We start from the raw sequence: 26,066 nt of genomic DNA on the forward strand, positions 1-26,066 counted from the left end.
AACGACGGCCTGGAGGCGCGTGCCGGGGCCGCCACGTGCCTCCAGGCCGTCACCGGTCCCGTTCACGGCGGAGCGACCGGATCACGCAGACGGGTCAGCGGTGCGTGGTGCGGCGGTGCGTCGGCCGGCGGTGCCCGAACAGGGCGGCCAGCAGCCGCGCGAAGCGGGGCTCGGGTGCGGGCTTCGGCTCGATCGCCTGCGTGGGCGTCCGGAACGCGAGGTCGTGCAGCATGTTGCGCTTGGAGCCGTCCCAGTTCGCGAAGAGGTAGGCGCCCCCGAGGAACGACATGCTCCGGACCGGGGTGCGCTTCCACGAGTCGGCGCGCACGTAGTACCCGGCGTGCCCGGCGTGGATGTGCTGGATCACGGTGTCGACGTCGATGACGCTGGTGGTCGTCACGACGGCGGTGATGCCCGTTCGGTCACGGGCGACGTACTCGATGAGGTGTTCAGTCACGAGGGGCTCTTGATCGCAGTTCGCGTTCGTCGCACGGAGGGGAACGCACGACGAGGCTTGGCCGGAATCGTCATTGCTTCCGAAGCAAAGAATACGCCGTGAATCCCGGGGAGGGCGAGGAGGAACCTGTCCGGATGCGCATCTCGAACACCACCGGGGGAATCCTGTTCGCCGCGGCGCTCGCCGTCGCCCTGACCGGCTGCAGCGGTGGGACCACCAGCTCCGCTCCGACGGTCACCGAGACCGTCACCGCCTCGCCGACCAGGGCCGCCGGATCCGACGCCACACCGACTCCCACACCGACACCCACTCCGACCTGTGGACCGTCCGACGGTGCCGCTGCCGCCGCTCCGGCGATCGCAGCGCTGCCCCTGCCCTCCGGTCTCGAGAGCGCATCGTGGGACGCGGGCAGCGCCGACGTGTCCGGGTACGACGCCTGCGCGCCGCTGTCCTGGGCGACCGTCACCCTCGACCACGCCACGGGCAGCTCGCCGGTCGCGATCCTGCTCTTCCACCAGGGGCGGTACCTCGGGACGGCCACCAAGGAGCAGTACGCGTACGAACCGGACATCACGCGGACGACACCGTCGGCGATCGCCGTCACCTACCACTACCCGGAGCAGGGCGAGCCGCTCGCCGACCCGAGCGGTCGGGTGGACGCGACCTTCACGTGGGACGACGCCGCCGGTCGCGTGACGATGACGGGCGACACCCCGCCGGTCGGGTGATGCCCCGTCGAGGCGCTCAAGCAGGCGCACCGTCGGTGTGCGGTCGCTCGAGCGTCTCGGCAGGGTGCTCGCCGAACCGTCCCGCGTAGGCGGTGGAGAACCGGCCGAGGTGCCGGAACCCCCACTGCCGGGCGATCGTCGCGACCGTGCCGCCCTCGGGTCCGGCCGACCGGAGCGCGAGGCGGACCCGGTCGAAGCGCTCCTCGCGGAGCGCGGCCATCGGCGTGGTTCCCCGCACCTGGAGGAACGCGTCGTGCAACTCGCGCGCACCGATCCCGATCCCGCCGCAGACCGCGGCGAGCGTGACGGGCTCGTCGCAGTGCGCCGCGAAGTACGCCTCGGCCAGGCACACGGTCGCCGCAGCAGTGCAGCGGTCCGGCTCGCCGGGGGTCGTCATCGGTCACCCGCGTCGTGCGCCGCGCACCGGCGGCCGCCGCACTGGTGCTCGAAGTACTCGTGGGCTGCCTGCAGCGACGACGTGTGCTGTCGCTCGTGCAGTGCCGCCATCAGGGTGCAGTCGAACCCGTCGGCAGTGCGCTCCACGAACCCGATGAGCATCTCCGGGTCGCCCCACGCGGCAGCCGCGTCGACGACCCGCCAGCAGGTCGCATCGACCGGCTGGACCCGGACGTCGGCCGAGTCCGTCGAGGACAACGCGCGGATCCGGTCGGTGTGGACGACCTGCTGCCAGGTGCGCTCCGCGTCGGTCTGCATGGCCGGCTGCTGTCTCATCGTTCCTCCTGCTCGACGTGCGACGCCTCCCTCGGCGCCGGACCAGACGCATTCAGTATCGGCGCGACGTTTTCTGTCTGACAGGGGTTGACAATCGTCCGCGGAGTGGGGGTGAGGGCGGACAGGGTGAGGTGCCTACGCTGAGGGGATGACCCCGGAGCGCGACGGCGAACACCGTCTCCCACGTGCGGTCCGGGACGCCGTCCAGCTCCTCCGGGAACGCGCCCGGAGCCACGTGTCGATCACGGACGTCGCCGCCGCCGTCGGTCTCTCCCCGAGGAGTCTGCAGAAGGCGTTCCGGACGGAGATGGGGCAGACACCGGGGGAGTACCTCCGATCAGTCCGGCTCGACGGCGTCCGCCGCGAACTGCAGGCGATGGCGTCCGCGCCGGACCGTGAGCGGATCGCCGACGTCGCGCAGCGGTGGCAGTTCAGCAACGCCGGTCGGATGGCCGCCGCCTACCGTGCCGCCTACGGCGTGCCGCCCTCGGTCGCACTTCGCTTCTTCGAGCCGGACGAGCGGGGACCGGACTCGTCGGGCCGCCAGCGCTTCCGTCTCGTGCTCGACTGCGAGATCGACGTCGACGACCTCGACGCCGCGCTCGACAGCGCGCAGCAGGGTGCAGCGGAGACGTCGTGGCAGGGGTACCGGCCGGACGGCGGTGCCGAGGGCGTGGTGGCGTTCGTGCTCGCCAACGCGGTCCGGCGCGCGGCGGCCCAGACGGAGGGCGTTGAGCTGCTGGCGGTCGACCCGATGGTGCGGTTGCCGGACGAGCTCGGGGCGTACGAGGCGGCGGAGCTGCCGCCGTGGCGTCCGAACCCGCCGGGTCGTGCCGCGGCGGGCCCGCCGGCTCGTGCCGCGGCGACCCCGCCTCGTCGCGACACAGCGGCCCCGCCGGGTCGTGCCGCCGCGGCCCCGCCCGCCGACTCCGGAACCCCCGGAGTACGCTCGGGGGCCAGCAGGGAAGGCGCGCATGAATGACGCATTCGAGCGTGCGTACCGTGCGCTGGCATCCACCGACGTCCCGGACGACGAGCTCAGTCGCCCGTTCGTCGACGTGCTCCCGATCGGTGGCGTGTCCGTCTCCGCCTTCGGTTCCATCGGGGCGAGTGAGACGATCTCTGCGAGCGACGACGTCGCGTTCCGCATCGACGAGATCCAGTTCGACCTGACCGAGGGACCCTGTTGGACGGCGCTCGCCAACGAGGCCCCGGTGCTCGAAGAGGACATCGCCGCGCGCCCGAACCCCGGCTGGCCGGCGTTCAACGACGCCCTCCGCGAAGAACCGGTCGGCGCGGTCTTCGCCTTCCCGATCGTGTTCGGGCCGTTCCCGCTCGGTGCGGTCGACGTCTACGCGCCGCGGCCGCATTCGCTGCACCCCGCCCAGGTGCAGCAGGTCGTGACCCTGTCGTCCGCCGTCGGTCGCCGAGTCCTCCGCCGGGCGCTCCGCGCGATCGACGACGAGGGCATCGTCGAGGACCGCAGCCCGTTCTCCCGGCGGGTGGTGCACCAGGCGACCGGGGTGGTGCTCGCCCAGCTCGACATCAGCCCGGACGACGCGTACCTGCTCATCCAGGGGCATGCCTTCGCGCGACGGACGTCGATGCGGCAGGTTGCGGAGGAGATCCTCGACGGCGCGGTCCGGTTCGAGAAGCACGGCGGTCTGATCGAGGAGGCCCGATGACGACGGACGAACGCGAGATGCACATCGTGGAGGCGTTCGCGACCCTCGCGGACACCCTCGTCGAGGGGTACGACGTGGTGGAGCTGCTGCAGACCCTCGTCGAGACGTGCACCGACGTCCTCGACGTGGACGCCGCCGGCATCATGCTCGCCAACGACGACCAGGAGCTCGAGGTGGTCGCGTCGACGTCCGAGACGAGTCGGCTCATCGAGGTGCTCCAGCTCGACGCCGAGGCCGGCCCCTGCATGACCTCGTTCGCAACCGGTCGCGCGGTCGCGTGCCCCGACATCGCCGAGGCGCCGCCGGAGTGGCAGGCCTTCCGGGCGGGTGCCCTCGACCTCGGCATCCGGTCCGTGCACGCCGTGCCGCTCCGCCTGCGGACCACGGTGATCGGCACGCTCAACCTGTTCGGCGTCGCCGTCGGCGGCCTCGCCGAGGCGCACCTCCGGATCGCTCGGGCACTCGCCGACGTCGCCACCATCGGGATCCTGCACGAGCGCACCCTGCGCGAGCAGGAGATCGTGCGGTCGCAGCTGCAGCGGACCATCGGCTCGCGCGAGGTCATCGAGCAGGCGAAGGGTGTCGTCTCACACCTCCGCGGCGTCTCGATCGACGACGCCTTCGCGGTCATCCGCTCGTACGCGGTCGACCACCACGAGCCGCTGTCCGAGGTGGCCCGCGCGATCGTGGAGCGCCGGCTGACGCCCTGAGCACGCTGGAACCGCGGGACACTGGTTCCATGCAACCCTCTCGTCCGGCGGTCGCCGCGGTCCTCCCCGGGCTCACACTCGCCGTCGCCATCGGACTCGTCGCCACGCTCGTGGGCACCGCCGTCCCCGTCGTCGGCGGGCCGGTGCCCGCCGTCGTCATCGGCGCGGTCGTCGGCTGGCTCGTCCGCCGACGGTGGCACGGCGACCTCGGCACGCTGCAGCCCGGTGTGAAGTTCGCGTCGAGCCGCGTGCTGCAGTTCGCGGTCGTCCTGCTCGGCGCGCAACTGTCCATCGGCGAGGTCCTCCGCATCGGCGGGCAGACGCTCCCCGTCATGCTCAGCACCCTGGTCGTCTGTCTCGTCGCAGCGTGGGGGCTCGGCCGCCTGCTCCGGGTGTCGGGTCCGCTCCGCACGCTCATCGGCGTCGGGACCGGCATCTGCGGAGCGTCCGCGATCGCCGCCGTCACGCCCGTGATCGGTGCCGTCAGCGCCGACGTCGCCTACGCGATGTCCACGATCTTCCTCTGCAACATCGCAGCCGTCTTCGTCTTCCCCCTGCTCGGCCACGCGCTCGGTCTCAGCCAGCACGCCTTCGGCGTCTTCGCGGGCACCGCCGTCAACGACACCTCGTCGGTCGTCGCCACGGCGACGGTCTACGGTCGCCAAGCGACCGACACCGCCGTGGTCGTGAAGCTGGTCCGGACGCTCATGATCATCCCGATCGTGGTCGGGTTGGCCGGCCTGGAGGCGCGACGCACCGCCCGCACGGAGCGCACCGCCGCCACGGGGCCGGGTGGCGGGCCGGGTGGGGTGTTCCGCGTGTTCCGGTTGGTCCCGTGGTTCCTCATCGGGTTCCTCGTGGTGGTGCTGCTCCGGACCGTCGGCGTGCTCCCCGCTGCGGCCGCCCCCGGGTTCGCCACCGCCGCGACGTTCCTCATCACGGTGGCGCTCGCGGCGATCGGTGTCTCGACGGACTTCGGTGCACTCCGCCGCGCGGGGTTCCGGCCGATGTTGCTCGGCATCGCGCTGTGGGTGCTCGTGGCGGCGACGAGCCTCGGGGCGCAGGCGGTCTTCGGCCTGCTCTGAGCGGCGGCGGGCGCGCTCAGCGCGACACCGCCTCCGGCACCGCCCCGCCCCAACCGTTGAATCCGCCGAACACGACCTGCACCGGGACGGCCTGCGCCCGGTCGGCCACGTACCGGTACACGCCACCCGGACGCCCGAGCCACAGCACCCGCGCTGGCGTCGCGCCCGTCGCCGCCGTCCGGAGTTCCACCACGTACTGTCCGGAGGGGATCTGGAACTGCGCGATCTGCTCGCTGTCGAGCAGCGTCGAGAACCGGGTCGAGAACGACGCCCCGGTCGTCGCGTTCGTCACCATGACGGTCGCGCCACTGAGCTGCGCCGACGGGCTGCGCGACGCGGAGGCCGCGAAGACGGCCAGGTCGTAGTCACTGTGCGCGTAGTGCCGCGACAGGGTCACCTGCGATGCCGGGAGCGCCCCACGCTGCTCGTACACCCGGGTCTTCCAGACGGCAGGCGACGCCGTGCCACTGGCGTACGCCTCGATGCGGTACTTCCCGGTGCTCAACCCGACGAACCGGTACTGGCCCGCACTGTCCGAGGACGTCCGGAACACCTGCGAGGTGTCCTCGTTCCAGGCGTACATCAGGCGTCCGGCGGCGGGGCCTGTGGGGCCGACCACACCGCCTTGCACGGTGGCGCCGATCACGAGCGGCACGGTCACCGCGACCGTCGCACCACCGCGGACCGCGATGCCCGAGCGGAGTCCGGGAGCGTAGGTCCCCGTTCCGTGCGGCGGGAGCTGCCGTGTCGTCACGGTGACGGTGTCCGGGGCGGGGATGCCGGTGAACGTCGCGGTGCCGTCTCCGTCAGTGGTGGCGTTCCCGACGACGGTGTCCACGCCGATCGCCGCGAGTTCGACGTCCGCCAGCCGGATCGCGGTGCCGTCAGGCGTCGCGAGCTGGACGGTGATCGTTCCCGACCCCGCCGCGGACGCTGGCGGTGCCAGACCGACCAGCGCGGCTGCTGCCAGCGCCACGATCAGCGTCGTCCCCGTGATCAGTCGCATCGCGTTCCCCGCCCGCCGGTCGTCCGTTGCGTCGGACTGTACGCGTCGGGGGGCGGGGCGGAACGGTCTTGTGGTGCTTGTTCGCGGGGGCGTCGCACTCGCGGTCCGCGACGCTCCGGGACCCCGTGGGTTCGCGTCGCCTGCCCACGGGAGCCATCGTCCACCCGGATCGTGGCGCGCAGTTCACGTCGTGACTGCTGCGACTGGCCAACCCGTGCGGAGCTGGCGTCGGCGATGTTCGAGCGGATCGAAGCGTTCTGCAACCGCACTCGCCGCCACTCCCCCCGGGCCTGCTCCTCACCCCTCGAGTTCGAGAATCTCCGCAACGCCGCCGAAACCGCGGCACGATCAACACAAAGAACGTGTCCGGGAAACCCGGGACAGATCAAGCCGCTCCGACGCCGCCCCCGCGCAGTCGGTTCTTCTGGGAGCGTTGGGCGGTTGTCCGGGAGTCCACCTCCTGCGCGTGCTTCGTCGTGGGCCCATGACCTCGCCGACGAAGAAGCGACGGACGACGTCGCCCGGGGCGTTCACCTCGGCCCGTACAGGTCGGCGGATCGTCTTCGCGGCCACGGGGCGCCACCGTCGTTCCCATGCGGCCTGTCGCGCTTGATGGATGGCCCGGGAGGCACTACTGCCGATCGGGTCGGATGCCAGCGCGGCGGGCGAGTTCTGCGGCTTCGTGTCGGGAGTTGACGTTCAACTTCCGGTAGAGCCGCTGCGCCGCCGTTTTGACGGTGTTCGGGCTGATGAACAGGTCCGCGGCGATCTGCGGGAAGGATGCGCGGGTGGTGAGCAGCCCGAGGATCTGCCGTTCGCGGTCGGTGAGGGACCCCAACGCCATGGGTGTCGCTGCGGTTTCATTCTGCGCGGTGACCGGCACTGGGACGCCGGTGCTCTCGGTGAAGTGGGCGAGCACGTCGGGTGGGAGCAGCCGGTACGGGGTGGTCATGCCCTCTGCTTGCAGGATCGCGGCTCCGCGTTCGAAGTGCTGCCGGGCGAGCCTGTGGTCTTCGAGGGCGAGCGCGGCGACGGCTGAGACGAGGAGCGCATTGCTTCGGACCCGGGGTGTTCCGGCGAGCTCCGCGGGGGCACGTGCGAAGTCGAGGACCTCCGCGAACGCGCCCCGGGTGTACGCCTCAACCGCGTCGAGCAGGCCGTCGTACGGCGTCGGCTGGGTGGGGGAGAGGGATGCGTCGCCGATGCCGAGGGTGAGTTTCGCGGCGCGGAGGTAGCGGGCGTCGACGGGGCCGAGCTGGTCGGCGCGGTGCCGGTCGAGTTCTTCGGCGACCTCGTTCTCGACGAGGGTGGCTTCTGCGGGCTCGGCGGAGTGGAAGGCCCGCAGCCAGAGCGCAGCAGCCCAGTACTCACCGATGGGGTAGGCACGGAGCCGGGCGAGCTCGACGCCGGCTGCCTGCCGGTCGTCGCGCTCGAGGGCGATCAACGCCGCCGCGAGGTGGTTGACCGCTTCATATCGGGCATTCGGCACTCCGGCCGCCCAGGCACGCTCCAGCCACTCCGCGGCGAGGTTCGGGCGGCCCCGCTCGGCGTGGAACCACGCGAGACTCCCGGCGGCCCGCCGGGCAATCTGGGGTTGGTCCGTCACGATGGCCGCATGGTGTGCTTCCTCGTACTCGAAGGACGCTCCATCCGTGTCGGAGGCCTCGAGTGCGCGTCCCCACTGCACGAACAGGTGTGGCAGGTTGCCCTTCGCGTCCTCGAGGTCAGCGGCCTGTGCCGGGTCGGCGGCTGCGTCGGCGAGTCGGCGCCTCGCCTCCTGTGCTGCGTCCCGTGCCCTGGCGACGTCGCCGTGGGTGCGGGCGTTCGCTGCGGTGCTGGTGAGCAGGATCAGCTGTTCGGGGATCCGGCCGCCCTCCGGGATCGGAAACGCCGGAAGTCGGCCGTCCCGGTCGAACCGATGCGGGTCGGTGTTCCCGGCGACTTGACGGAGGTAGCTCGCTGCGACGACGAGTCCGGAGTTCTCCAGCAGTACTTTCCCCGGGAGCGCCCCGATCGCGTCGAGGAGCTGCTGCGGCGCCGTGGCGGCGTACTCGTCCCAGTGCAGGCCGATGAGCGCCGTCGCCTGCTCCCAACCCGCACCGTGCCCGACGGCCACGACTTGCTGCGCGAGGCCGGCGGGCACCCCGGATGACGAGGCCGGACCTGGGCTGCCGTCGGTCGGTTGCATGGGTCTCCTCGGATAGGTGCCTCGGCTGCGTCGGGCTCGCTGCGAAGAGTGGTCATACCGTGCTCGGTTCACTTTCTAGCGCATCTCACCGGTTGACCAAAATCCGCAATCCGCGGACTCGTGGCCCCTGTGTGGGGGTGATTTCGTCAGCGATGGGGTGGTTTCGGGGAGGCATTGTCCCCCCGTCTCTGGGCGACCACTCAACCTGGCTGAAAACTGTGAGCGCCGGTTTCTTGCCGGACCGCGCTGGCCCTTGTCTCGGGCGTGGGCGGAACTGTTGACAAGTTGGGGATCAGGTTGAAGCTGAACTGGCCAGGAACGCGACACCGCGCTCCGGATAACAATCGCAGAGCGTTGCTACCGAAGCTGCGGTCGCCGCGGCTTCGCTTCGCAGCATCCATCGGGGCGCTCGCACTCGTTGCGTCGGTGCTTGGCGGCACCGCTGTCCTGACGTCGCAGCAGCCCGCGCAGGCAGCTCCCGGGAGCCCAGGGACGCCGTCGGCACCGACCACGGTGTTCACTGAGAACTTCGAGAACGGCGTCGCCAACACGCCGGTCGGGCTTGCGGCGTACACCGGTGCTACTGGCCAGAAGTACACCGCGGACAATGCCTGGCTCACCAGCTGTAACGGTCAAGTGCGGAACATGAACACGCCGTACACGACCTTGGGTAACTGCTCAGACACCTCCTTCACGTCGAATATTGGGCAGCTGGCATACGCGCTCGGCGCGCACACCGGGGCCGCGACGCCTGCCGCGAACCACGCAGTCACCGCTTACACAGAGAACAACCCGGGCGTCAATGCGACGGAGTTCCAGACGGCAACCGGTATCCCGCTGGCGTCCGCCTCGGGCCGCTTCCTCACCTTTAGCGTCGACACGGCAGCGGTGAACTGCAACGCGTCTGCGCCGTTGTACCAGTTCGCGTTCCTTAACGGCTCGGGCGCTGCGACGAACGTCGGCGGTGTCCTCAACGCATGTACGTCGACGAAGACCGTCGCTGTCCCGGCCTACGGCACGCTCGGTGCCCGCAACGTCAACGTTGGTACGTACACCTCCAACGGGTCCGTTCTTTTCAATGGGGCCACGCTGGGTATCCGGATGCAGAACGCGAACGGCTCCGGCGGGGGCAACGATGCTGCGTTTGACAACATCCGCGTCATCGACGTGACGCCGCAGCTGGACAAGGCGTTCAGCCCGACCGCCGTGCAGACCGGTGGCACGTCAACGCTGACGTTCACGGTGACGAACACCAGTGAGCTGGCGTCCAAGAACGGTTGGTCGTTCACCGACAACCTCCCGGCGGGCCTCACCCTCGCCAACTCGACCGTCGGCGGCACCTGTGACGCCGACACGGCAGCGACGGCGGGCGGCACGTCCATCGCCATCACGAACGGCAACCTCACCGCGGGCGAGCGGTCCTGCACGATCACGGTGGAGGTGACCTCACCGACGGCTGGTTCCTTCACGAACGGTCCGGACAACGTCACAACCGTTGGTCTGAACGAGCCCGGCACCAGCACCGTCACGTTCTCCGACCCGTCGTACACGGTGTCGAAGACGGCATCCACCGCCGTGGTCCACCCCGGTGGCACCGTCGATTACACGGTCACGGTGAAGAACACCGGCAACTGGGCATACACCGCGCAGAATCCAGCATCGTTCACCGATGACCTGTCGAAGGTCCTCGACGACGCCCAGATCACCAGCGGTCCGGACAACGGCGCAACGGTCACCGGGAACACCTTGTCCTGGTCCGGCCCCCTCGCCGCTGGCGGAACGCAGACGATCAAGTACACCGTCACCGTCGACAGCCCGGACGCCGGCGACGGTGTCCTCACCAACGCCGTCGCGCCAGATGGGGACAGCGGCGGCACGTGCGACCCGGAGAGCTCCTGCACGACCACCACGCAGGTGCAGTCGTACTCGGTCGTGAAGAAGGCCGACGCCGACGAGGTCGTCCCCGGTGACACCGTGAAGTACACGGTGACCGTGACGAACACCGGCCAGGTCGACTACACCGAGGCCAGCCCGGCGTCGTTCACCGACGACCTGTCTTCCGTGCTGGACGACGCCACGTACAACGACGACGCCTCGGGTGGGGCGAGCGTCACCGGGAACACGCTGACCTGGTCCGGGCCCCTCGCGGTCGGTGACACCGCCACTGTCACGTACACCGTGACGGTCAACGACCCGATCACCGGCGACTCGCACCTGGACAACGCCGTCGTCACCCCGCCGAACACCGGCGGTGACTGCCCGGTGAATTCCGACAACCCGGCCTGTGAGGTCCTCATCCCCTCCGGTTCGTTCACGGTCGCGAAGACGGCGTCGACGGCCGAGGTCACCGCGGGCGACACCGTCACCTACAAGGTGGTCGTGACGAACACGGGTGCTCGTGACTACACCGATGCGAAGCCCGCTTCCTTCCAGGACGACCTGACTCGTGTCCTCGACGACGCGAAGATCACCGACGGGCCTGACAACGGCGCCACCGTGGCCGGGAACACGCTGTCCTGGTCCGGTCCGCTCGCCATCGGTCAGACCGTCACGATCACGTACACGATCACCGTCGACAGCCCGGACACCGGGGACAACGTGATCGCGAACACCGTCCGTGCGACCGGCCCTGGCGGGTCGTGCGACCCGGACGGGGACTGCTCGACGACCACGAACGTGCGCGCCTTCACCGTCGTGAAGACGTCCTCGCCAGCTGGTGAGGTGCACCCGGGCGACATGGTGACGTACACGGTCACCGTGAAGAACACCGGCACCGCCGCGTTCACCACCGCCGACCCGGCATCGTTCACCGACGACCTGTCGAAGGTCACCGATGACGCCACGATCACCGACGGCCCCGACAACGGCGCCACGATCACCGGGAACACCCTCGGCTGGTCCGGGGTGCTCGGCGTCGGTGACACGATCACCGTCACGTACGTCGCGACGGTGAACACCCCGGACACCGGTGACCACGTCCTCACCAACGCTGCAGTCCCGGGCGACGGTGGCGTTTGCGAGACCGAGGGCGATTGCTCCACAACCAACCCGGTCGGCAGCTACGAGATCAAGAAGACCTCGTCCACGGGAGGCCTCGTGCACCCCGGTGACACGCTCACCTACACGGTGACGGTGACGAACACCGGCGCGGTCGCTTACACGACCGACAAGCCGGCGACGATCACCGATGACCTGTCGAAGGTCCTCGACGACGCCACCTACGTCGACGGTTCCGCCACCAACGGTGCGACGATCACGGGCACGACCCTGACGTGGTCGGGTCCGCTCGCGGTCGACGGCACGCAGACGATCACCTACCAGGTGAAGGCCGGACCCGCCGGCACTGGCGATGGCACCCTCACCAACAAGGTCGTGGGCGACCCCGACAAGGGTGGGTCCTGCGACCCGGAGGCTGAGTGCACCACCACCGACGTGCTGCAGGCGTACACGGTCGTGAAGAAGGCCGACGCGACCGAGGTCGTCGCCGGATCCAAGGTCACCTACACGATCACCGTGACGAACACCGGGAAGGCTGCCTACACGGTTGCCGCTCCCGCGACGTTCACCGATGACCTGTCGAAGGTCCTCGACGACGCCACGTACAACGGTGACGCCTCCAACGGTGCGGCGTACGACGCGCCGACGCTGTCCTGGTCCGGTCCGCTCGCGGTCGGCGCGACGGAGACCTTCACGTACTCGGTCACGGTGAACACCCCGGACAATGGCGACAAGGTCCTCGACAACGCCGTGGTCACGCCGCCGAACGTGGGTGGCGGTTGCACGGAGAACTCGGACAACCCGGACTGCCGCTCGATCATCCCGTCCGGCTCGTTCACGGTCACCAAGACCGCTGACACGAAGACCGTCAAGCCTGGTGGGAAGGTCGCCTACACGGTGACCGTCGCGAACACCGGCAAGACCGAGTACACCGCCGAGAAGCCGGCGTCGTTCCGCGACGACCTGACCAACGTCCTCGACGACGCCACCTACAACGGTGACGCCACGCAGGGTGCGACGGTCGACGGGGCCACGCTGACCTGGTCGGGCCCGCTCAAGGTGGGCCAGACGGTGAAGATCACCTACTCCGTAACGGTCGACAAGAAGGACCCGGGGAACCTGAACCTCGTCAACGCCGTCGTCCCGACCGGCCCCGGGGGCACCTGTGACCCGGACGGCTCGTGCATGACGCACACGCCGGTGCGCTCGTTCACCGTCACCAAAACGGTTTCCACCACCGACGCGGTCAAGCCCGGTGACAAGGTCGGCTACACGGTCACGGTGAAGAACACCGGCCGGGTGGCGTTCACCACGGCGGACCCGGCGTCGTTCGTCGACGACATGTCCGACGTGCTGGATGACGCCACCTACAACGGTGACGCCACCCAGGGGGCGAAGCTGACCGGGACGACCGTGAACTGGGTCGGTCCGCTCGAGGTCGGCGAGACCGTCAAGGTGACGTACTCGGTGACGGTGAAGGCCGCCGGCTCCGGCAACGGTGCCCTGGTGAACACGGTCGACCCGCCCGTTGACGGCTCCTGCGACCCCGACGGGACCTGCAAGACGGACACGGACATCATCGTCCCGCCGGGTGCGAACCCGCCGGCCGTGACACCTCCGGGTCTGGCGTTCACCGGCATGGAGCTCGTCGGCCCCGGCATCGCCCTGGCGCTGCTGCTCCTCGCCCTCGGTGGCGGGCTGCTGATCGTCCGACGCCGCCGCAACCAGGACGGTGACGTACAGGACAACGCCTGACGGTTTCAGGGCCCGGCCGGAACGGACGCCACACACCGTTCCGCTCCGGCCGGCCCTGAATCACCGCCGCCACACCTGATCCTGGCGGCGGTGCCGACCTCAGGACCAGACGCCTGAGGACCGGGACCACGGTCCCACCCGATCGGCGGGTCGCCCCTGAGCGGCCCGCCGATCGTCCTCTCTCCACCCCTACCTCGGCCCCGACCCCGTGGGCCGTCCGGATCCTCCTGACTTCCTCGCCGTTGGAGGCGTTCATGACCGACCCGCACCAGCACAGCGCCCCCTACAACCAGCCGTTCCCGCCGCCGCAACAGGTGATCGTCGGCTACCAGCTGGGGGCGCCGAAGGGGCTGAGCATCACGAGCATGATCCTCGGCCTGGTGTCCGTCGTTGCCGGGTTCACATTCCTCGTGCCGGTCGTCGGCCTCATCCTCGGCATCGTCGGTCTCCGGAAGGAACCCGCCGGCCGTGGCATGGCGATCACCGGACTGGTCCTCAACGGCCTCTTCGTCCTCGGTTGGGCGACGGTGATCATCCTGTTCGTCGTCGTCGGGCTCGGTGCCGCGGCGACCGCCCCCACGTACCAGCCGTAGCCGAGGGCGCATGCTGCAGCGGAAGAGCGGACGCCCGCGGGACCACGGACGGGAAGCAGCACTCCGGCTGGTGTTCGCTGACACCTGGTCCTGGACGAAGCTCGCCTCCCTGATCTCCTTCGTGATCGCCGCCGTCGAACTGCTGGCCACCTTCTTCGGCTGGAACCTGATCCTGAGTACGCATGCGCTGCAGCCGGTCGATCAGCTCCTCCACGACGTCACCGGCGACCGGACTTTCTCATTGCAGGCGGCGTTGTCACTGCCGACCGTGCTCCGCTTCGCGGTCCCGGTCGCGGGGCTGACCTTCTTCGTCGGCACGGTCCTGGGGGCGGTGTCCGCGATCCTCTACAACCTCATCGTGCACATCACGGGCGGCGTCACCGTCCGACTGGGACCCGAGCGATGAGGACGGTTTCCCAACCCGACCCGACGGCCATCTTGCTCACCAGCGCGGACATACTGCCCGTTGTTCGCAGCGCGCGGGAACAGGCAGCCCTGCGGGCCCTGCTGCAGGCGGCGACGGCTGCCGAACAAGCCGCACGCGGCACCAGCCGGCGAGACGCGTACCGCACGAACCGATCGCTCATCGCAGCGTCCCGCGCGCTCGGGTTGACGCTCGCAGAGCTCGCCGCCGCGCTCGGGGTGTCCGAAGGGCAAGTCCGGAGCCGGAGCAACGTCCTCACCAGGGTGTTGCCCAGCAGCATGCTGGCGCTGGTCCCGGTGCTGATCCCCGCGGCCGTCAGCGCCGGCCTGTGGCGGCGCCCCCCGCTCGCGGAAGAACCGTGGGACCCGCGGGAGCTGATCGCCTGGTACCTCAGTGCCGCCCGCAGCGACCCACCAACCGGGCCTGCCGCTGAGCGCGTCACCCTCGCCCCGCACCTACCGGGGCCGCTCGAACCCGCCATCCCATCAGCCGTGACGCCGCAGCGTCACTGTCGACCAGGACACCCACATGACCGCGCACAAGCTCCGCATGGCGGCCCTCGCCGCACGACCCCGGCGCCTGCTGAAGCACGCCACTGACCCCGCCGAACGCGACCTCGCCGCCGCGATCGAGCACCTCCGCCACCCGCACCAGCCCGTCCGACCGCACCCTGATTCCCGACCATGAGTGACCCGGTCTCCGCGTTCGCCCCGATCCTGCGGACGCTCCTCCTCGCCGCGCATGCGACGGAACGCACCGCCCAAGGCTCTTCCGCCGCGACGCGTTCCGCGCGACCAGGCACCTGCTCGGCGGCTGCAAGGCGGCCGGTATGCCGCCGAAGCCCTCGCAGACCCCTGCCAGGTGCGCCGCGAATCGGTCACCACACGGCGGAGCGTGAACGGTCTCATCCCCGTCACGACGTTCGTGGAGTACTCCGGCCTCGAGCTCGACCATCTCACCGCATGGCAGCACGTCGGACTGCTGCCCGCCGCTACGACCGACCACCGGTTTCCGGCATCAGCTCTGATCGCGGCCGTCCTCACCGACGCCGCCGCCGGGGCGGTAGGAAGGACACCATGACCAAGGGGAACCACTCAGGCGTGCGGGGCCGCTCGGAGGCCTCGGTGAGGAGACGACGTGACTGGCTGCGGAACCCGATCGTCTGGGGGTTCGTCGTCATCGTCGTCGGCGTGGTCGTCGGGCTGCTCACCATCTCGGCCGCGGTGCGGTACGACGGGCCGTCAGACATCACCTGCTCCCGGCAATTCGGGGGGAACTCATCGTGGGTCAGTTGCGAAGACAGCGCTTACAACGCGGCAGCCACCGGCGCCCTCCTCGGTGATACGTCGGAGGTCACGGTCCGCTCGGACGCGCTCCTCTGGACTGCCAGGATCGCCTTCCTGCCGGCCGCGGTCCTGCTCATCGTCACCGTGCTCAGCCTCGGCAGGATGGCGATCACGGGCGGGGCTCACCTGATCCGGGGCCGACTTCGGCGCCGACATCAGGACCGGCGCGACCGGGAACGGTGGGAAGCCCGCGCCACCCGCAAACGCACCACACGCGATTGACCACCGGTCGGGCCACGTGCCCTCCCGTCGACGGCCTCGCCTCGCGGCGGTTTCCGCGGACACCACGCGGGCCGTGGCCCTCGCCACGGCCGGGCAGCAGCGCGGCCCTGCCGGGATGCTCGGTCAGTCGCGGCGTCGGCGCAGCACCGCCGTCCAGCCGAGCCGGATGACCGCGGCACCGATGAGCGCCTTCGCGATCCCACCGACAACGAACGGGTACAGGCCGTACTCCAGCGTCTGCTGCAGGTCCGTGCCGAGCACCACGGCGAGCCAGACCATCCCGACGGCGAACGTCACGACGGTGCCGAGCGCGAAGGACAGCAGCGCCGTGCGCCAGGTGCGGTCGCCGAACCGCCCGGCGACCCAGCCGACGAGGGCCGCGGCCGCGATGAACCCGACGACGTAGCCGCCGGAGGCCCCGAGCAGGACCCCCGCTCCGAAGGCGCCGTCGGCGTACACGGGCAGCCCCACCAGCCCGAGGAGTGCGTAGAGCGCCATCGAGAGCGCACCGCGACGGGCACCGAGCGCGCTGCCGATGAGCAGGACGGCGAGCGTCTGCCCGGTGATCGGCACCGGCCAGAGCGGGACGGACACCTGCGCGGCCACTGCGGTGAGGGCAGCGCCGGCGATGACGAGGGCCGTGCTGGTGACGGCACTGCGGGGGACGAGCGCGTCGGCGAGCGGTCGAGTGGTGGTGGACAGGGCGGTGGTGGTCATGGGTGACTGCTTTCGTCGGGGGCCGGTCGGACGAACGAACGGACGGTCGGACGGACGGACGGACGGACGGTCGGACGGTCGGACGGTCGGACGGTCGGACCGTCAGACGGTCACGGAGGCGAGGAGGGCATCGGCCTCCTGCAGTGCGGACGCGATCGCCGGGGCGTCGAGGCCGCAGACGCGCAAGCACGTGGCGACGATGGCGTCCCGGTCCGCGTCGTCGACGTCGCCCTCGCGTCGGATCTGGATGACGGTCTCGGCGAGCTGGATGAGCAGCGCGCCGAGCCGGTCGGCCGTCACGGTCGTGCCGACGTCGGGCGTCGCCGCCGCTGCGCCGAGCCGACCGTAGGTGTCCTGCAGGGCGCGGCGTTCGACGCGGAACTCGTCGTAGCGCTCGCCCTGCACCTCGGGCAGGAGGTACAGCGTGCCGACGTTGTGCGGGGTCCGGACGAGTGTCTCGACGTCGGCGGTCACCAGGGCGGCGAGGGCACCGGCGGCGCTCGCGGAGTCCGGGACGAGCTGCTCGACGCCGCGCACCACCTCGAGGCTCGGGCGCACCGAGGTCGTCAGCAGTTCGACGAGCACGTCGTCCTTGCCGGCGAAGTGGTAGTACAGCGAGGCCTGCCGGATGCCGACCCGCTCGGCGATGGACCGGGTCGAGGTCGCGCTGAAGCCGTTCTCGACGAACAGCGCGGCGGCGGCGTCGAGGATCTGGTCACGGGGACTCAGCTCGGAGCTGCTGTTCGGCACGGCCCGAGGGCGACCGACTCGGGACGGGCGGTCGTCGTGCGGCATGGCCCCATCCTCCCAGTCGGGCGCCGTCACGCCTGCTCCCGGTACGCGCGCCACCCGCCGTGGTGGGTGATGTCCGAGGCCCCGGCAACCGCGTACGGCTCGACGAGGAAGCCGGTGACGTCGGTCCCGTCGTCGAGCGAGACGGTCCCGATCGCCATCGGTGCGGGCAGCCCGGCGACGAACGTCCCGAACCCGGCGGCCGGCAGGCGCCAGACCTCACCCGCGACCGACGCACCGTCGTCTGCGCGGACCAGGCCGGGTTTGGGCGGCACCGTGTCGAGGGCGTACAGCCGGTAGTCGGGGGCGGTGCGCGCCTCCCGGACGAACGATCCGCCGGACGCGACCAGCTGCGCGTTCAGGGGCTGGTCGCGAAGGTGCGCTCCCACCACCAGGAGGTCCACGGTGGGCGCCGCGAACGCGGCGGCGAGGGCGGCGAGTCGGCGGTCCGTGAACGCGGCGCCGGTGAGCATGACGCCGAACGGCAGCCCGTCGACGGACCCGGCGGGAACGGCGAGGGACGCCATGTCGAGCAGGTTCGCGAAGTTCGTGAAGCGACCCATCCGGCTGTTCGAGCCGATCGGGTCGGCCGCGACCTCGGCGAGGGTCGGGTGCCACGTCGTCGTCGGCGTGAGGAGCGCCGTGGTCCCGGCGAGTGCGGCGCGACCGGCGGCACCGAACGCGTCGAGCCGCTCCTGGTCGGCGACGAGGTCGGCGGCGCTCGGCGCGGCACCACCGAGCACGATCGACGCGACGGACGGGTCGAGGTCGTCCCCGACCTGGTCGCGGTGCGCGTCGATGTGCGCACCGACCGCGGCGTACCGCTCGGCGACGAACGCACCGTCGTAGAGCAGCGCGGCGGCGTCGAGGAGCGGGGCGATGTCGACCTCGACGATCTCGTACCCGAGGGCGCGGAACCGCTCGACCGCGACAGTGAAGGCCTCGGCCCAGCCCGGGGCGAGGCCCTCGAGCTGCGCCGGCAGCGGCACGGCGATGCGGGGTGTCGTCGGCAGCTCGGCGAGGGCGAGGTCCGGGCGGGCGAGCGGGTCCACGCCGTCCGGGCCGGACATCAGCTCCGTCGCGGTCCGGGCGAGCGCGAGCGACCGGGCGAAGACGGTGACGCAGTCCTGCGACCGGCAGGCCGGCACGACGCCGGTGTTCGGGACGACGCCCTTCGTCGGCTTCACCCCGACCAGGCCGTTCAGCGCTGCGGGGACCCGGCCGGAGCCCGCCGTGTCCGTGCCCAGCGCGAAGTCGACGATGCCGAGCGCGACCGCGGTGGCCGAGCCGCTCGACGAGCCGCCGGAGATCCGCGACGGGTCCCAGGCGTTCCGGACCGCGCCGAACGGGGACCGGGTGCCGACGAGCCCGGTCGCGAACTGGTCGAGGTTCGTCTTGCCGACCACGACGGCGCCGGCGGCCCGGAGCCGGGCGACGGCGGTGGCGTCCGCCGCGGGTTCGTACGCGTAGGAGCGGGCGGCGGCCGTCGTCGGCAGGCCGGCGACGTCGATGTTGTCCTTCACGGCGACGAGCATGCCGGCGAGGGGGAGCGACGGGTCGACCGCTTCGGCCTCGGCGAGGACGTCGTCGCGGTCGCGGAGGGTGATCCAGACCTCGGGGCGGTCGACGGCGGCGATCCGGTCGAACGCGTCGTGGACGCGCGCGGCGGGACCGGCCGCGCGGCCGGTCCCGGTCCCGGCGGTGCGCCCGCGGCTGCTCACGCTGCTGCTCGTGCTCGTGCTCGTGCTCGTGCTCGTGCTCATGCTGCTGCTCCGATCGCGGCGAGGACCTGGCCCGGTGCCACCTGGTCGCCGGGCTTGATGTACACCTCGAGCACGTGTCCCTCCACCGGTGCGTGCACCATCGACTCCATCTTCATCGCCTCCACCGCGAGCAGCTTCTGCCCGGCGTCCACCCGGTCGCCCGGTCGGACGTCGACCTGCCACACGGTCGAGGTGAACGGTGCGGTGACGGCGGTCGAGCCGGCGGGCAGCTCGACCTCGTCCGGCAGCACGACCGCCGGCTCGTCGCGGACGTCGAACTCGCCCGAGGCCCGCCACCGCTCCTTCTCCTCGCCGAACGCCCGCGCCTGCTGCTCGCGGAAGTCGGCGATCGACCCGGCGTTGTCGCTGAGGAACCGGTTGTAGGACGCGATCGAGAACTCGCCGTCGACGGTCTCGAAGTCGCCGCGTCCGGCGTCGGTCTCGGCCCGGAGTTCGAGTAGCTCGTCGGCTCCGACCGGGTACCACTCGATCCGGTCGAAGAAGCGGAGCGCCCACGGGTCGTCCTGGAACAGTCCGCCGCGGCGGAACCGGTTCCAGATCTGCACGGTGCGGCCGACGAACTGGTACCCGCCGGGCCCCTCCATCCCGTAGATGCAGAGGTACGCGCCGCCGATGCCGACGGAGTTCTCCGCAGTCCACGTGCGAGCCGGGTTGTACTTCGTGGTGACCAGTCGGTGCCGGGGGTCGAGCGGCGTCGCCACCGGGGCGCCGAGGTACACGTCGCCGAGTCCGAGCACGAGGTAGCTCGCGTCGAACACGGTGCGGAACACGTCGTCCACGCTCTCGAGCCCGTTGATGCGCCGGATGAACTCGATGTTCCAGGGGGTCCACGGGGCGTCGCTCCGGACGCCGTTCATGTACCGCTCGATGGCCAGGCGGGTCGCCGGGTCGTCCCACGAGAGCGGCAGCTTGACGGTGCGGGACGGCACGACGAGCTGGTCCGTCGGGGGGATCTCGTCCTCGAGTTCGCGGAGCAGCGCCGCGACGTCGCGCGCCTTGAGGACGGACGCGTCGGTGTGCACCTGGAGCGAGCGGATCCCCGGCGTGATGTCGAGGACGCCCTTCGGCGTGTGCTCCTGCAGCTTCGTCATGAGCGCGTGCACGCGCATCCGGAGTGCGATGTCGAGGGTCATGTCCCCGTACTCGACCAGGACGTTGTCGTCGCCGTCGCGCCGGTAGGCGACGCTCGGTCGGACGTCGGTCGCCTCCAGACGCGCGAGGACGCCGTCGTCGCCGTCGCCGCCGGTGCGGGGGACGGACCTGGAGGCACGGTGCGCGTCGAGCGCGGCGGCGTCGGCCTCGCGGACGGGCACGAACCGCACCGTGTCACCGGGACGGAGCTGGCCCAGCTTCCAGAGATCGCCGCTGGCCACCACGGCGGGGCAGACGAACCCGCCGAGCGACGGTCCGTCCGGGCCCAGGATGATCGGGGTGTCGCCGGTGAAGTCGATCGCGCCCACTGCGTAGGGGGTGTCGTGGATGTTGGAGGGGTGCAGACCGGCCTCGCCGCCGTCGGTGCGGGCCCAGCCTGGTCGGGGGCCGATGAGCCGGACGCCGGTGCGGGCGGAGTTGTGGTGCACGGTGTAGTCGGTCGCGTAGAACACGTCGAGGTCAGCGCGGGTGAAGAAGTCCGGCGCCGCGTGCGGCCCCTCGGTCACCGCGATCTCCCACGCGTCGGTCAGTGCTGTCCGGCGGTCGGCGGGCGTCGGGCCGCCGACCAGCCCGAGTCGGGTGCCCTCGGGGAACGCGGGGTGCTCTGCGTCCGAGTCGGGGGAACCGGGGCGGAGCACGTCCCCGGCGAGGAGCGCCCGACCCGCGTGACCGCCGAAGCCGCCGAGGGTGAACGTCGCCGTGGACCCGAGGTACTTCGGGACGTCGAAGCCCCCGCGCACCGCCAGGTAGCTGCGGAGCCCCGGGCCGGGCGCGGTCCCGATCGCGAGGGTCTGCCCGGCACCGACCTCGACGGGTTCCCAGAGCGGGACCGCGGCGCCGTCGAGGGTCACGGGCGTCGGCGCACCCGTCACGGCGACGACCGTCGGTGCGGAGAACCGGAGGGTCGGACCCGATGCGGTGACCTCGAGCGCGGGGGCCCCGGCCGGGTTGCCGACCGCCGTGTTCGCCTCGGCGAACGACGCGGCGTCGAACGGGCCGCTCGGCGGGACGCCCACCTGCCAGTACCCGAGCCGCCCCGGGAGGTCCTGGATCATCGTCATCGTGCCGGGCACGACGACGTCGATGCGGGGGTCCGGGTCAGCGGTCTCGTCGAGCGTCGACGTGGAGTGCGTGGCGGTCCGGAACTCGAGGTCGTCGGTGAGCGTCCGGAGGAGCCCGGTGTTCGTGACGATGCCGTCGATGCGGGTCTCGCCGAGCGCACCACGCAGCAGGTCGAGGGCGTCGTCACGGGTCTCGCCGGTCGCGATGACCTTGGCGAGCATCGGGTCGTAGAAGGCGGACACCTCGGAGCCGGTCTCGACCCAGCCGTCGACACGGATGCCGGTGGACCCGCCGGTCGTCGTCGTCGCGCTCGGGAACACCGCCTGGGTGACGAGGCCGCTGGAGGGGAGGGAGCCCTTCGCCGGGTCCTCGGCGTAGACACGCGCCTCGACCGCGTGGCCCGTCGGCGTCCACGTGCGGTCGAACACGTCGGGGTCGATCGCGTCCGCGCCGTCGCGTGCGAGCCGGAGCATGAGCGCGACGAGGTCGACGTCGTACACCTCCTCGGTCACCGGGTGCTCGACCTGCAGGCGGGTGTTCACCTCGAGGAAGGAGGCCTCCTCGCGCACCGGGTCGTACACGAACTCGACGGTGCCTGCGCCGCGGTACCCGACGCTCGCGGCGAGCCGGCGGGCGGACGCGTGCAGCTCGGCGCGGACGTGCTCGGGGAGCGCCGGTGCCGGGGCCTCCTCGATGACCTTCTGGTTGCGGCGCTGCAGGGAGCAGTCGCGGTCGCCGATCACCGCGACGCGGCCTTCGCCGTCACCGAAGAGCTGGACCTCGACGTGCCGTGCCGGCCGCACCAGGCGCTCGAGGAAGATCCCCGCGGACCCGAACGCCGCCGTCGCGGTGCGGGTGACGCTCGCGAAGGCGTCCCGGACCTCGTCGAGCGTGGCGCAGGCCTGCATGCCGATGCCGCCGCCCCCGCCGGTCGCCTTGAGCATCACGGGCAGTCCGATGCGTTCCGCCTCGGCGACGGCCTCGTCGACGGTGTCGAGGAGTCCGGTGCCGGCCAGCATGGGCACCCCGGCGGCTGCCGCGAGTTCCCGCGCGGTGTGCTTCGCGCCGAACCGGACGATCTGGTCGGCGGTCGGGCCGACGAAGCGGATCCCCGCCTCCTCGCAGGCACGGGCGAAGTCGGTGTTCTCCGACAGGAAGCCGTACCCGGGGTGGACGAGACCGGCACCGGTGTCCTTCGCAGCCTGCACGACGGCGTCGATGCGCAGGTAGGACTCGCGGGCGGGGGCGGGTCCGAGGCGGACGGCGACGTCGGCCTCGCGGACGTGCGGCGCGGCCCGGTCGGCGTCGGAGTACACGGCGACGGTGCGCATGCCGAGGGCCTTCGCCGACCGGATGACGCGGCGGGCGATCTCGCCGCGGTTGGCGACGAGCACGGTGTCGGTGCGCAGGACGGGTGCGGTGGTGTCGGTCACGGTGGGGCTCCCGGTGGGGTCGGGCGCGGCGGTCACGGCTGGACCACGATCATGCGCAGCGGGGTGCAGGAGAAGTCGTTGCAGGGGTTGTTCATCTGCGGGCAGTTGGACACGATGACGAGCACGTCGCGTTCGGCGCGGACCGCGACGCGCTTGCCGGGGGCGCTCATGCCGTCGACGATGCCGAGGGCGCCGTCGGCCTCGACCGGCACGTTCATGAACCAGTTGAGGTTCGACACCAGGTCGCGGACGCCGAGACCGTGTCGTGCCGCCTCGGCGAGGAAGTTCTCGCGGCACCCGTGCTGGTACTGCGTGTGGTGGCCGTACCGGAGCGTGTTCGACTCCTTCGAGCAGGCGCCGCCGATGGTGTCCTGGCGGTCGATCTCGTTGCCGACGACGGTCATCAGCGGCCGGCCCTCGTTCGACATGAGGACGGTGCCGGTGCGGACGTAGGCGTTGCCCTGGGCGGCGAGGGTGTCCGGGACGCTGTAGCGCTCGTCGGTGTCCGTCGCGTCGTAGACCAGGCAGTCGGCGCTCTGGTTGCCGCCGACGTCGACGATGGTGAGGACCTGGCCGGCCCGCACCACGGCGGACCAGGGGGCGAGGGGGGCCACCCGGTCGTCGCGGACGAAGGTCCCCGGGACGAGCGACTCGCTCCAGTCGAGCACGGCGTCCGGCGCGTGGACGGCTCCGACCGGGACGGTCGAGTGCAGGGTGGTGGGCATCACAGACCTCGGGCTTCCGCGTAGTCGACGGTGTTCAGGTAGGCGCGGGTGCGCTCGGGCGTCGCCCTGGAGCGCTCGTCGTCGGCCGTGGTCGGGGCCCCTCGCCAGGCGTGCACACGCAGGGGACCGACCACGTAGTCCGGTCGGGGGTCGAGCGGGTGCGCGACGTTCGCGACGAGGACGAGCAGGGGGAGCTCGGCCACGAACGTGACGTGGCGCCCCGGTCCGGCGGACCCGATCGGCTCGAGGACGCCCTCGGGGTCGACCCGGACACCCTGGAAGAACGACACGCTCGGCGGCAGGTCCCGCTTGGTCAGACCGTGTTTCGCGGCGGCCTTCACCAGGAGGGAGCGCCCGCTCGGCGAGGGACCCTCGGGCGCCGCGCTCCCGTACTTCCGCTCGTTCCAGGCGTCGGTCGAGGTGCCGCAGAACGCGTCGTGCCGGCCGGAGGTGTCCTCGAGCACGGTGGCGAGCGCGCGTCCGTCGCCGCTCAGCAGCGGCGACCCGGCGCCGAGGTACGCCTGCCACGGGATCTTCTGGGTGTCCGCGACGTTGAGGCGCTCCCACGGCTCGAGCGCGTTCAGCACGACGAGGTTGGCGCACGCGTCACCCGTCGGGTCGTCGAACCGGAACCGGGTGCCGCGGGCGAGGACACGGTGCGTGTACCCGCCCGGGGCGACGGTCTCCGCCCAGACGAGCTGGGTGGGGTCGACACCCTCGGGCGCGAAGGGCGACGTGGTCGCGGGCAGGTACGGCATGTACTCGGACTGCGAGCCGGCCTGCGCGCGGGCGTCGGAACGCGCGGCGAGGACGCTGTCGGTCTGGTGGAGGTCACGCATGGTGGTCCTTCGTGGTGGTGTCGGTCAGGCTTCGACGATCGCGGGCACCGACGCCGTGGAGGGCACCTCGGCGAGGGTGATCGGCCCGTGCGTGCGGTGCCGCCAGCTCGACCACGCCCACCCGACGAGGAGCACCCCGCCGATGAAGAGCAGCGCGCTGTACTGCAGCCACCAGGAGTGCCCGGTGAGGTCGTAGATCTCCGGGCGGGGCCAGATGAGGTTCACCGCCATGCCGATCTGGAACGCCACGGCGACGGCGTTCAGCGGGATGCCCCAGCGGCCGAGCGTGAAGAGCGGCTTGCCGTCCTCGTCGACGCCGGCCGGGAAGCCCTCGCGGCGCAGCCGGATGCGCTGCACCAGCAGGGGACCGGTGACACCGAGGTAGGCCAGGTAGAGCATCGCGATGCAGAGGCTCGACAGTGCGGTGAAGATGGCGGACTGGCCGATGTTCACGGCGAGGGCGAGTCCGGCGCCGACACCGACGACGATCGACGCGGCGATCGGGGTGCCGGTCCGCGGCGACACCTTGGCGAGGGTGCGGTGGAACGGCAGTGCCTTCTCGCGGGCCATCGAGTAGACCATGCGTGCACCGGCGGTCTGCACGGCGAGGGTGCAGGCGAACACGGCGACCGCGACCGTGCAGAGGAGGAGCCGGCCGAAGACGTCGCCGAGCGTCGAGGTGATCACCCAGGCGAGGCCCTGCGTCGCCAGCTTGCCGTCGGTCAGGCTGGGGGCGGCGACGAGCGCGCCGATGATGAGCAGTCCGCCGCCGAGGCCCGAGACGGTCAGCGCACGGACGATCGTCTTCGGCGTGGTCCGGCGGGGGTTGTGCGTCTCCTCGGCGAGTTCACCGGCCGAGTCGAACCCGACCATGACGTACGCCGCCATCAGCGACGACGCCAGGAACGCCCAGGTGTAGGGTTCGGTGCTCGTCGAGCCCGCCGTGGTGAAGACCACCGCGGGGCTGCGGTGCGGCAGCAGGAACAGCGCGGCGATCAGGACGACGACGCCGACGATCTCCACCGCGACGCCGAAGCTCGTCACGCGGGCCATCAACCGCACGCTCAGGATGTTGACGACGGTCGTGACGACGAGCATCAGGAGGCCGAGGACGACGGCGTTCGCGGCACCCGTCGGGGACGCCAGCGACGGGTCCGCCCCCGCGCCCCCGACGAGCTGGAACCCGCTCCAGATCGCCGGGAGCACCGCCTGCACGGCGATCGCGGCGACGGCGACGGTGAGGACCTGGCCGATGATCATCGTCCAGCCGGTGAACCAGCCGAAGCGGGCGCCGGCCAGACGGCTCGACCACTGGAAGATCGCGCCGGAGATCGGCCACCGGGCGGCGAGCTGGGCGAAGTTCAGGGCGACGAGGAGTTGACCGCCGAAGACGAGTGGCCACGCCCAGAAGAACGCGGCGCCGCCGAGTCCGAACCCGAGGCCGAACAGCTGGAAGACGGTGGTGAGGATGGAGACGAACGAGAACCCCGCGGCGAACGACGAGAACGACCCGACGCCGCGGTGGAGTTCCTGCTCGTAGCCGATGCGCGCGAGGTTCTGCGCGTCGGGGGTGGTCGCGGTGCGCGGAGCGTGGAGCGGTGACTGCCGAGTACGCATGGCTGCAGACCTTTCGA

23 protein-coding genes are annotated in these 26,066 nt (G+C 71.2%); 11 read left to right on the forward strand and 12 right to left on the reverse strand.

Annotation, left to right across the window (positions count from 1 at the left end; translation table 11 throughout):
• Positions 1 to 94 precede the first annotated feature (94 nt).
• Positions 95 to 457 carry a hypothetical protein gene (locus BLT36_RS09750; protein ID WP_092094711.1) on the reverse strand — a complete coding sequence of 121 codons (363 nt, stop codon included), beginning with the start codon at positions 455 to 457 and terminating at the stop codon, positions 95 to 97.
• 134 nt (positions 458 to 591) lie between these two features.
• Here BLT36_RS09750 and BLT36_RS09755 point away from each other — a divergent pair, with 134 nt between their 5' ends.
• On the forward strand, positions 592 to 1,185 hold the full coding sequence (locus BLT36_RS09755; RefSeq protein WP_092094713.1) for an LppP/LprE family lipoprotein: 594 nt from the start codon (positions 592 to 594) through the stop codon (positions 1,183 to 1,185).
• A 16-nt stretch (positions 1,186 to 1,201) separates the two neighbouring features.
• Here BLT36_RS09755 and BLT36_RS09760 read toward each other — a convergent pair whose 3' ends face one another.
• Both BLT36_RS09760 and BLT36_RS09765 read right to left on the reverse strand, forming a co-directional pair.
• Complete coding sequence (locus tag BLT36_RS09760) at positions 1,202 to 1,582, reverse strand: helix-turn-helix domain-containing protein (RefSeq protein WP_092094715.1); 381 nt, start codon at positions 1,580 to 1,582, stop codon at positions 1,202 to 1,204.
• Entirely contained in the window at positions 1,579 to 1,917 is a 339-nt protein-coding gene (locus BLT36_RS09765) for a hypothetical protein (RefSeq protein WP_139166435.1), read from the reverse strand. The genes BLT36_RS09760 and BLT36_RS09765 overlap by 4 nt, the downstream gene beginning before the upstream one ends.
• A gap of 148 nt (positions 1,918 to 2,065) precedes the next feature.
• On the opposite strand from BLT36_RS09765, the gene BLT36_RS09770 reads away from it, so the two are divergent.
• The 4 genes from BLT36_RS09770 to BLT36_RS09785 are packed head-to-tail and all read left to right on the forward strand — an operon-like array spanning position 2,066 to position 5,397.
• Positions 2,066 to 2,899: a helix-turn-helix transcriptional regulator gene (locus tag BLT36_RS09770; protein WP_092094719.1), complete on the forward strand. Its 834-nt coding sequence runs from the start codon at positions 2,066 to 2,068 to the stop codon at positions 2,897 to 2,899.
• Positions 2,892 to 3,602: a GAF and ANTAR domain-containing protein gene (locus BLT36_RS09775; RefSeq protein ID WP_092094721.1), complete on the forward strand. Its 711-nt coding sequence runs from the start codon at positions 2,892 to 2,894 to the stop codon at positions 3,600 to 3,602. Before BLT36_RS09770 ends, BLT36_RS09775 begins: the two co-directional genes overlap by 8 nt.
• A complete protein-coding gene (locus BLT36_RS09780; protein WP_092094723.1) occupies positions 3,599 to 4,312 on the forward strand; it encodes a GAF and ANTAR domain-containing protein in 714 nt (237 codons plus the stop codon). The genes BLT36_RS09775 and BLT36_RS09780 overlap by 4 nt, the downstream gene beginning before the upstream one ends.
• A 29-nt stretch (positions 4,313 to 4,341) precedes the next feature.
• Entirely contained in the window at positions 4,342 to 5,397 is a 1,056-nt protein-coding gene (locus BLT36_RS09785) for a YeiH family protein (RefSeq protein ID WP_092094725.1), read from the forward strand.
• A 16-nt stretch (positions 5,398 to 5,413) separates the two neighbouring features.
• On the opposite strand, the gene BLT36_RS09790 is transcribed toward BLT36_RS09785, so the two are convergent.
• Both BLT36_RS09790 and BLT36_RS19020 read right to left on the reverse strand, forming a co-directional pair.
• Positions 5,414 to 6,403, reverse strand: coding sequence for a carboxypeptidase-like regulatory domain-containing protein (locus tag BLT36_RS09790; protein WP_092094727.1), 990 nt, complete (start codon positions 6,401 to 6,403; stop codon positions 5,414 to 5,416).
• A gap of 631 nt (positions 6,404 to 7,034) precedes the next feature.
• Complete coding sequence (locus BLT36_RS19020; protein ID WP_092094729.1) at positions 7,035 to 8,591, reverse strand: LuxR C-terminal-related transcriptional regulator; 1,557 nt, start codon at positions 8,589 to 8,591, stop codon at positions 7,035 to 7,037.
• Between the two features lie 513 nt (positions 8,592 to 9,104).
• Between BLT36_RS19020 and BLT36_RS09800 the strand changes: the two genes are divergently transcribed.
• From BLT36_RS09800 to BLT36_RS09820, 6 genes are all read left to right on the forward strand, one after another.
• Positions 9,105 to 13,343, forward strand: a complete 4,239-nt coding sequence (locus tag BLT36_RS09800; RefSeq protein WP_254787545.1) for a beta strand repeat-containing protein — start codon at positions 9,105 to 9,107, stop codon at positions 13,341 to 13,343.
• Between the two features lie 254 nt (positions 13,344 to 13,597).
• On the forward strand, positions 13,598 to 13,936 hold the full coding sequence (locus tag BLT36_RS09805) for a DUF4190 domain-containing protein (RefSeq protein ID WP_139166436.1): 339 nt from the start codon (positions 13,598 to 13,600) through the stop codon (positions 13,934 to 13,936).
• 10 nt (positions 13,937 to 13,946) lie between these two features.
• A complete protein-coding gene (locus BLT36_RS09810) occupies positions 13,947 to 14,342 on the forward strand; it encodes a DUF3566 domain-containing protein (protein WP_092094735.1) in 396 nt (131 codons plus the stop codon).
• Positions 14,343 to 14,888: 546 nt separating this feature from the next.
• Positions 14,889 to 15,047, forward strand: a complete 159-nt coding sequence (locus tag BLT36_RS18735) for a hypothetical protein (protein WP_175529594.1) — start codon at positions 14,889 to 14,891, stop codon at positions 15,045 to 15,047.
• 207 nt (positions 15,048 to 15,254) lie between these two features.
• Complete coding sequence (locus BLT36_RS09815; RefSeq protein WP_139166437.1) at positions 15,255 to 15,440, forward strand: hypothetical protein; 186 nt, start codon at positions 15,255 to 15,257, stop codon at positions 15,438 to 15,440.
• The gene (locus tag BLT36_RS09820; RefSeq protein ID WP_092094739.1) at positions 15,437 to 15,928 is read left to right on the forward strand and encodes a hypothetical protein; all 492 of its coding nucleotides are present in this window, start codon (positions 15,437 to 15,439) and stop codon (positions 15,926 to 15,928) included. The genes BLT36_RS09815 and BLT36_RS09820 overlap by 4 nt, the downstream gene beginning before the upstream one ends.
• Before the next feature lie 123 nt (positions 15,929 to 16,051).
• On the opposite strand, the gene BLT36_RS09825 is transcribed toward BLT36_RS09820, so the two are convergent.
• From BLT36_RS09825 to BLT36_RS09855, 7 genes are all read right to left on the reverse strand, one after another.
• Entirely contained in the window at positions 16,052 to 16,645 is a 594-nt protein-coding gene (locus BLT36_RS09825) for a biotin transporter BioY (protein ID WP_092094741.1), read from the reverse strand.
• Positions 16,646 to 16,747: 102 nt separating this feature from the next.
• Positions 16,748 to 17,440: a TetR/AcrR family transcriptional regulator gene (locus tag BLT36_RS09830; protein WP_092094743.1), complete on the reverse strand. Its 693-nt coding sequence runs from the start codon at positions 17,438 to 17,440 to the stop codon at positions 16,748 to 16,750.
• A 26-nt stretch (positions 17,441 to 17,466) separates the two neighbouring features.
• Complete coding sequence (locus BLT36_RS09835) at positions 17,467 to 19,200, reverse strand: allophanate hydrolase (protein WP_092094745.1); 1,734 nt, start codon at positions 19,198 to 19,200, stop codon at positions 17,467 to 17,469.
• On the reverse strand, positions 19,197 to 22,868 hold the full coding sequence (gene uca, locus BLT36_RS09840; protein WP_254787547.1) for an urea carboxylase: 3,672 nt from the start codon (positions 22,866 to 22,868) through the stop codon (positions 19,197 to 19,199). Before uca ends, BLT36_RS09835 begins: the two co-directional genes overlap by 4 nt.
• Positions 22,869 to 22,900: 32 nt before the next feature.
• On the reverse strand, positions 22,901 to 23,593 hold the full coding sequence (locus BLT36_RS09845; RefSeq protein ID WP_092094747.1) for an urea amidolyase associated protein UAAP2: 693 nt from the start codon (positions 23,591 to 23,593) through the stop codon (positions 22,901 to 22,903).
• On the reverse strand, positions 23,593 to 24,432 hold the full coding sequence (locus tag BLT36_RS09850) for an urea amidolyase associated protein UAAP1 (RefSeq protein ID WP_092094749.1): 840 nt from the start codon (positions 24,430 to 24,432) through the stop codon (positions 23,593 to 23,595). The genes BLT36_RS09845 and BLT36_RS09850 overlap by 1 nt, the downstream gene beginning before the upstream one ends.
• A gap of 24 nt (positions 24,433 to 24,456) precedes the next feature.
• Entirely contained in the window at positions 24,457 to 26,049 is a 1,593-nt protein-coding gene (locus tag BLT36_RS09855; protein ID WP_092094751.1) for an APC family permease, read from the reverse strand.
• Positions 26,050 to 26,066: the final 17 nt, after the last annotated feature.

Origin of the sequence: Curtobacterium sp. UNCCL20 (assembly GCF_900101675.1) — a bacterium.
GTDB lineage: Bacteria > Actinomycetota > Actinomycetes > Actinomycetales > Microbacteriaceae > Curtobacterium.

What these genes read in the sequence shown, in the direction of transcription:
- BLT36_RS09755 (WP_092094713.1), top strand. Translation starts at nt 592, where the DNA reads ATGCGCATCTCGAACACCACCGGGGGAATCCTGTTCGCCGCGGCGCTC.
- BLT36_RS09760 (WP_092094715.1), bottom strand. Translation starts at nt 1,582, where the DNA reads ATGACGACCCCCGGCGAGCCGGACCGCTGCACTGCTGCGGCGACCGTG.
- BLT36_RS09765 (WP_139166435.1), bottom strand. Translation starts at nt 1,917, where the DNA reads ATGAGACAGCAGCCGGCCATGCAGACCGACGCGGAGCGCACCTGGCAG.
- BLT36_RS09770 (WP_092094719.1), top strand. Translation starts at nt 2,066, where the DNA reads ATGACCCCGGAGCGCGACGGCGAACACCGTCTCCCACGTGCGGTCCGG.
- BLT36_RS09775 (WP_092094721.1), top strand. Translation starts at nt 2,892, where the DNA reads ATGAATGACGCATTCGAGCGTGCGTACCGTGCGCTGGCATCCACCGAC.
- BLT36_RS09780 (WP_092094723.1), top strand. Translation starts at nt 3,599, where the DNA reads ATGACGACGGACGAACGCGAGATGCACATCGTGGAGGCGTTCGCGACC.
- BLT36_RS09785 (WP_092094725.1), top strand. Translation starts at nt 4,342, where the DNA reads ATGCAACCCTCTCGTCCGGCGGTCGCCGCGGTCCTCCCCGGGCTCACA.
- BLT36_RS09790 (WP_092094727.1), bottom strand. Translation starts at nt 6,403, where the DNA reads ATGCGACTGATCACGGGGACGACGCTGATCGTGGCGCTGGCAGCAGCC.
- BLT36_RS19020 (WP_092094729.1), bottom strand. Translation starts at nt 8,591, where the DNA reads ATGCAACCGACCGACGGCAGCCCAGGTCCGGCCTCGTCATCCGGGGTG.
- BLT36_RS09805 (WP_139166436.1), top strand. Translation starts at nt 13,598, where the DNA reads ATGACCGACCCGCACCAGCACAGCGCCCCCTACAACCAGCCGTTCCCG.
- BLT36_RS09810 (WP_092094735.1), top strand. Translation starts at nt 13,947, where the DNA reads ATGCTGCAGCGGAAGAGCGGACGCCCGCGGGACCACGGACGGGAAGCA.
- BLT36_RS18735 (WP_175529594.1), top strand. Translation starts at nt 14,889, where the DNA reads ATGACCGCGCACAAGCTCCGCATGGCGGCCCTCGCCGCACGACCCCGG.
- BLT36_RS09820 (WP_092094739.1), top strand. Translation starts at nt 15,437, where the DNA reads ATGACCAAGGGGAACCACTCAGGCGTGCGGGGCCGCTCGGAGGCCTCG.
- BLT36_RS09825 (WP_092094741.1), bottom strand. Translation starts at nt 16,645, where the DNA reads ATGACCACCACCGCCCTGTCCACCACCACTCGACCGCTCGCCGACGCG.
- BLT36_RS09830 (WP_092094743.1), bottom strand. Translation starts at nt 17,440, where the DNA reads ATGCCGCACGACGACCGCCCGTCCCGAGTCGGTCGCCCTCGGGCCGTG.
- BLT36_RS09835 (WP_092094745.1), bottom strand. Translation starts at nt 19,200, where the DNA reads ATGAGCACGAGCACGAGCACGAGCACGAGCACGAGCAGCAGCGTGAGC.
- BLT36_RS09845 (WP_092094747.1), bottom strand. Translation starts at nt 23,593, where the DNA reads ATGCCCACCACCCTGCACTCGACCGTCCCGGTCGGAGCCGTCCACGCG.
- BLT36_RS09850 (WP_092094749.1), bottom strand. Translation starts at nt 24,432, where the DNA reads ATGCGTGACCTCCACCAGACCGACAGCGTCCTCGCCGCGCGTTCCGAC.
- BLT36_RS09855 (WP_092094751.1), bottom strand. Translation starts at nt 26,049, where the DNA reads ATGCGTACTCGGCAGTCACCGCTCCACGCTCCGCGCACCGCGACCACC.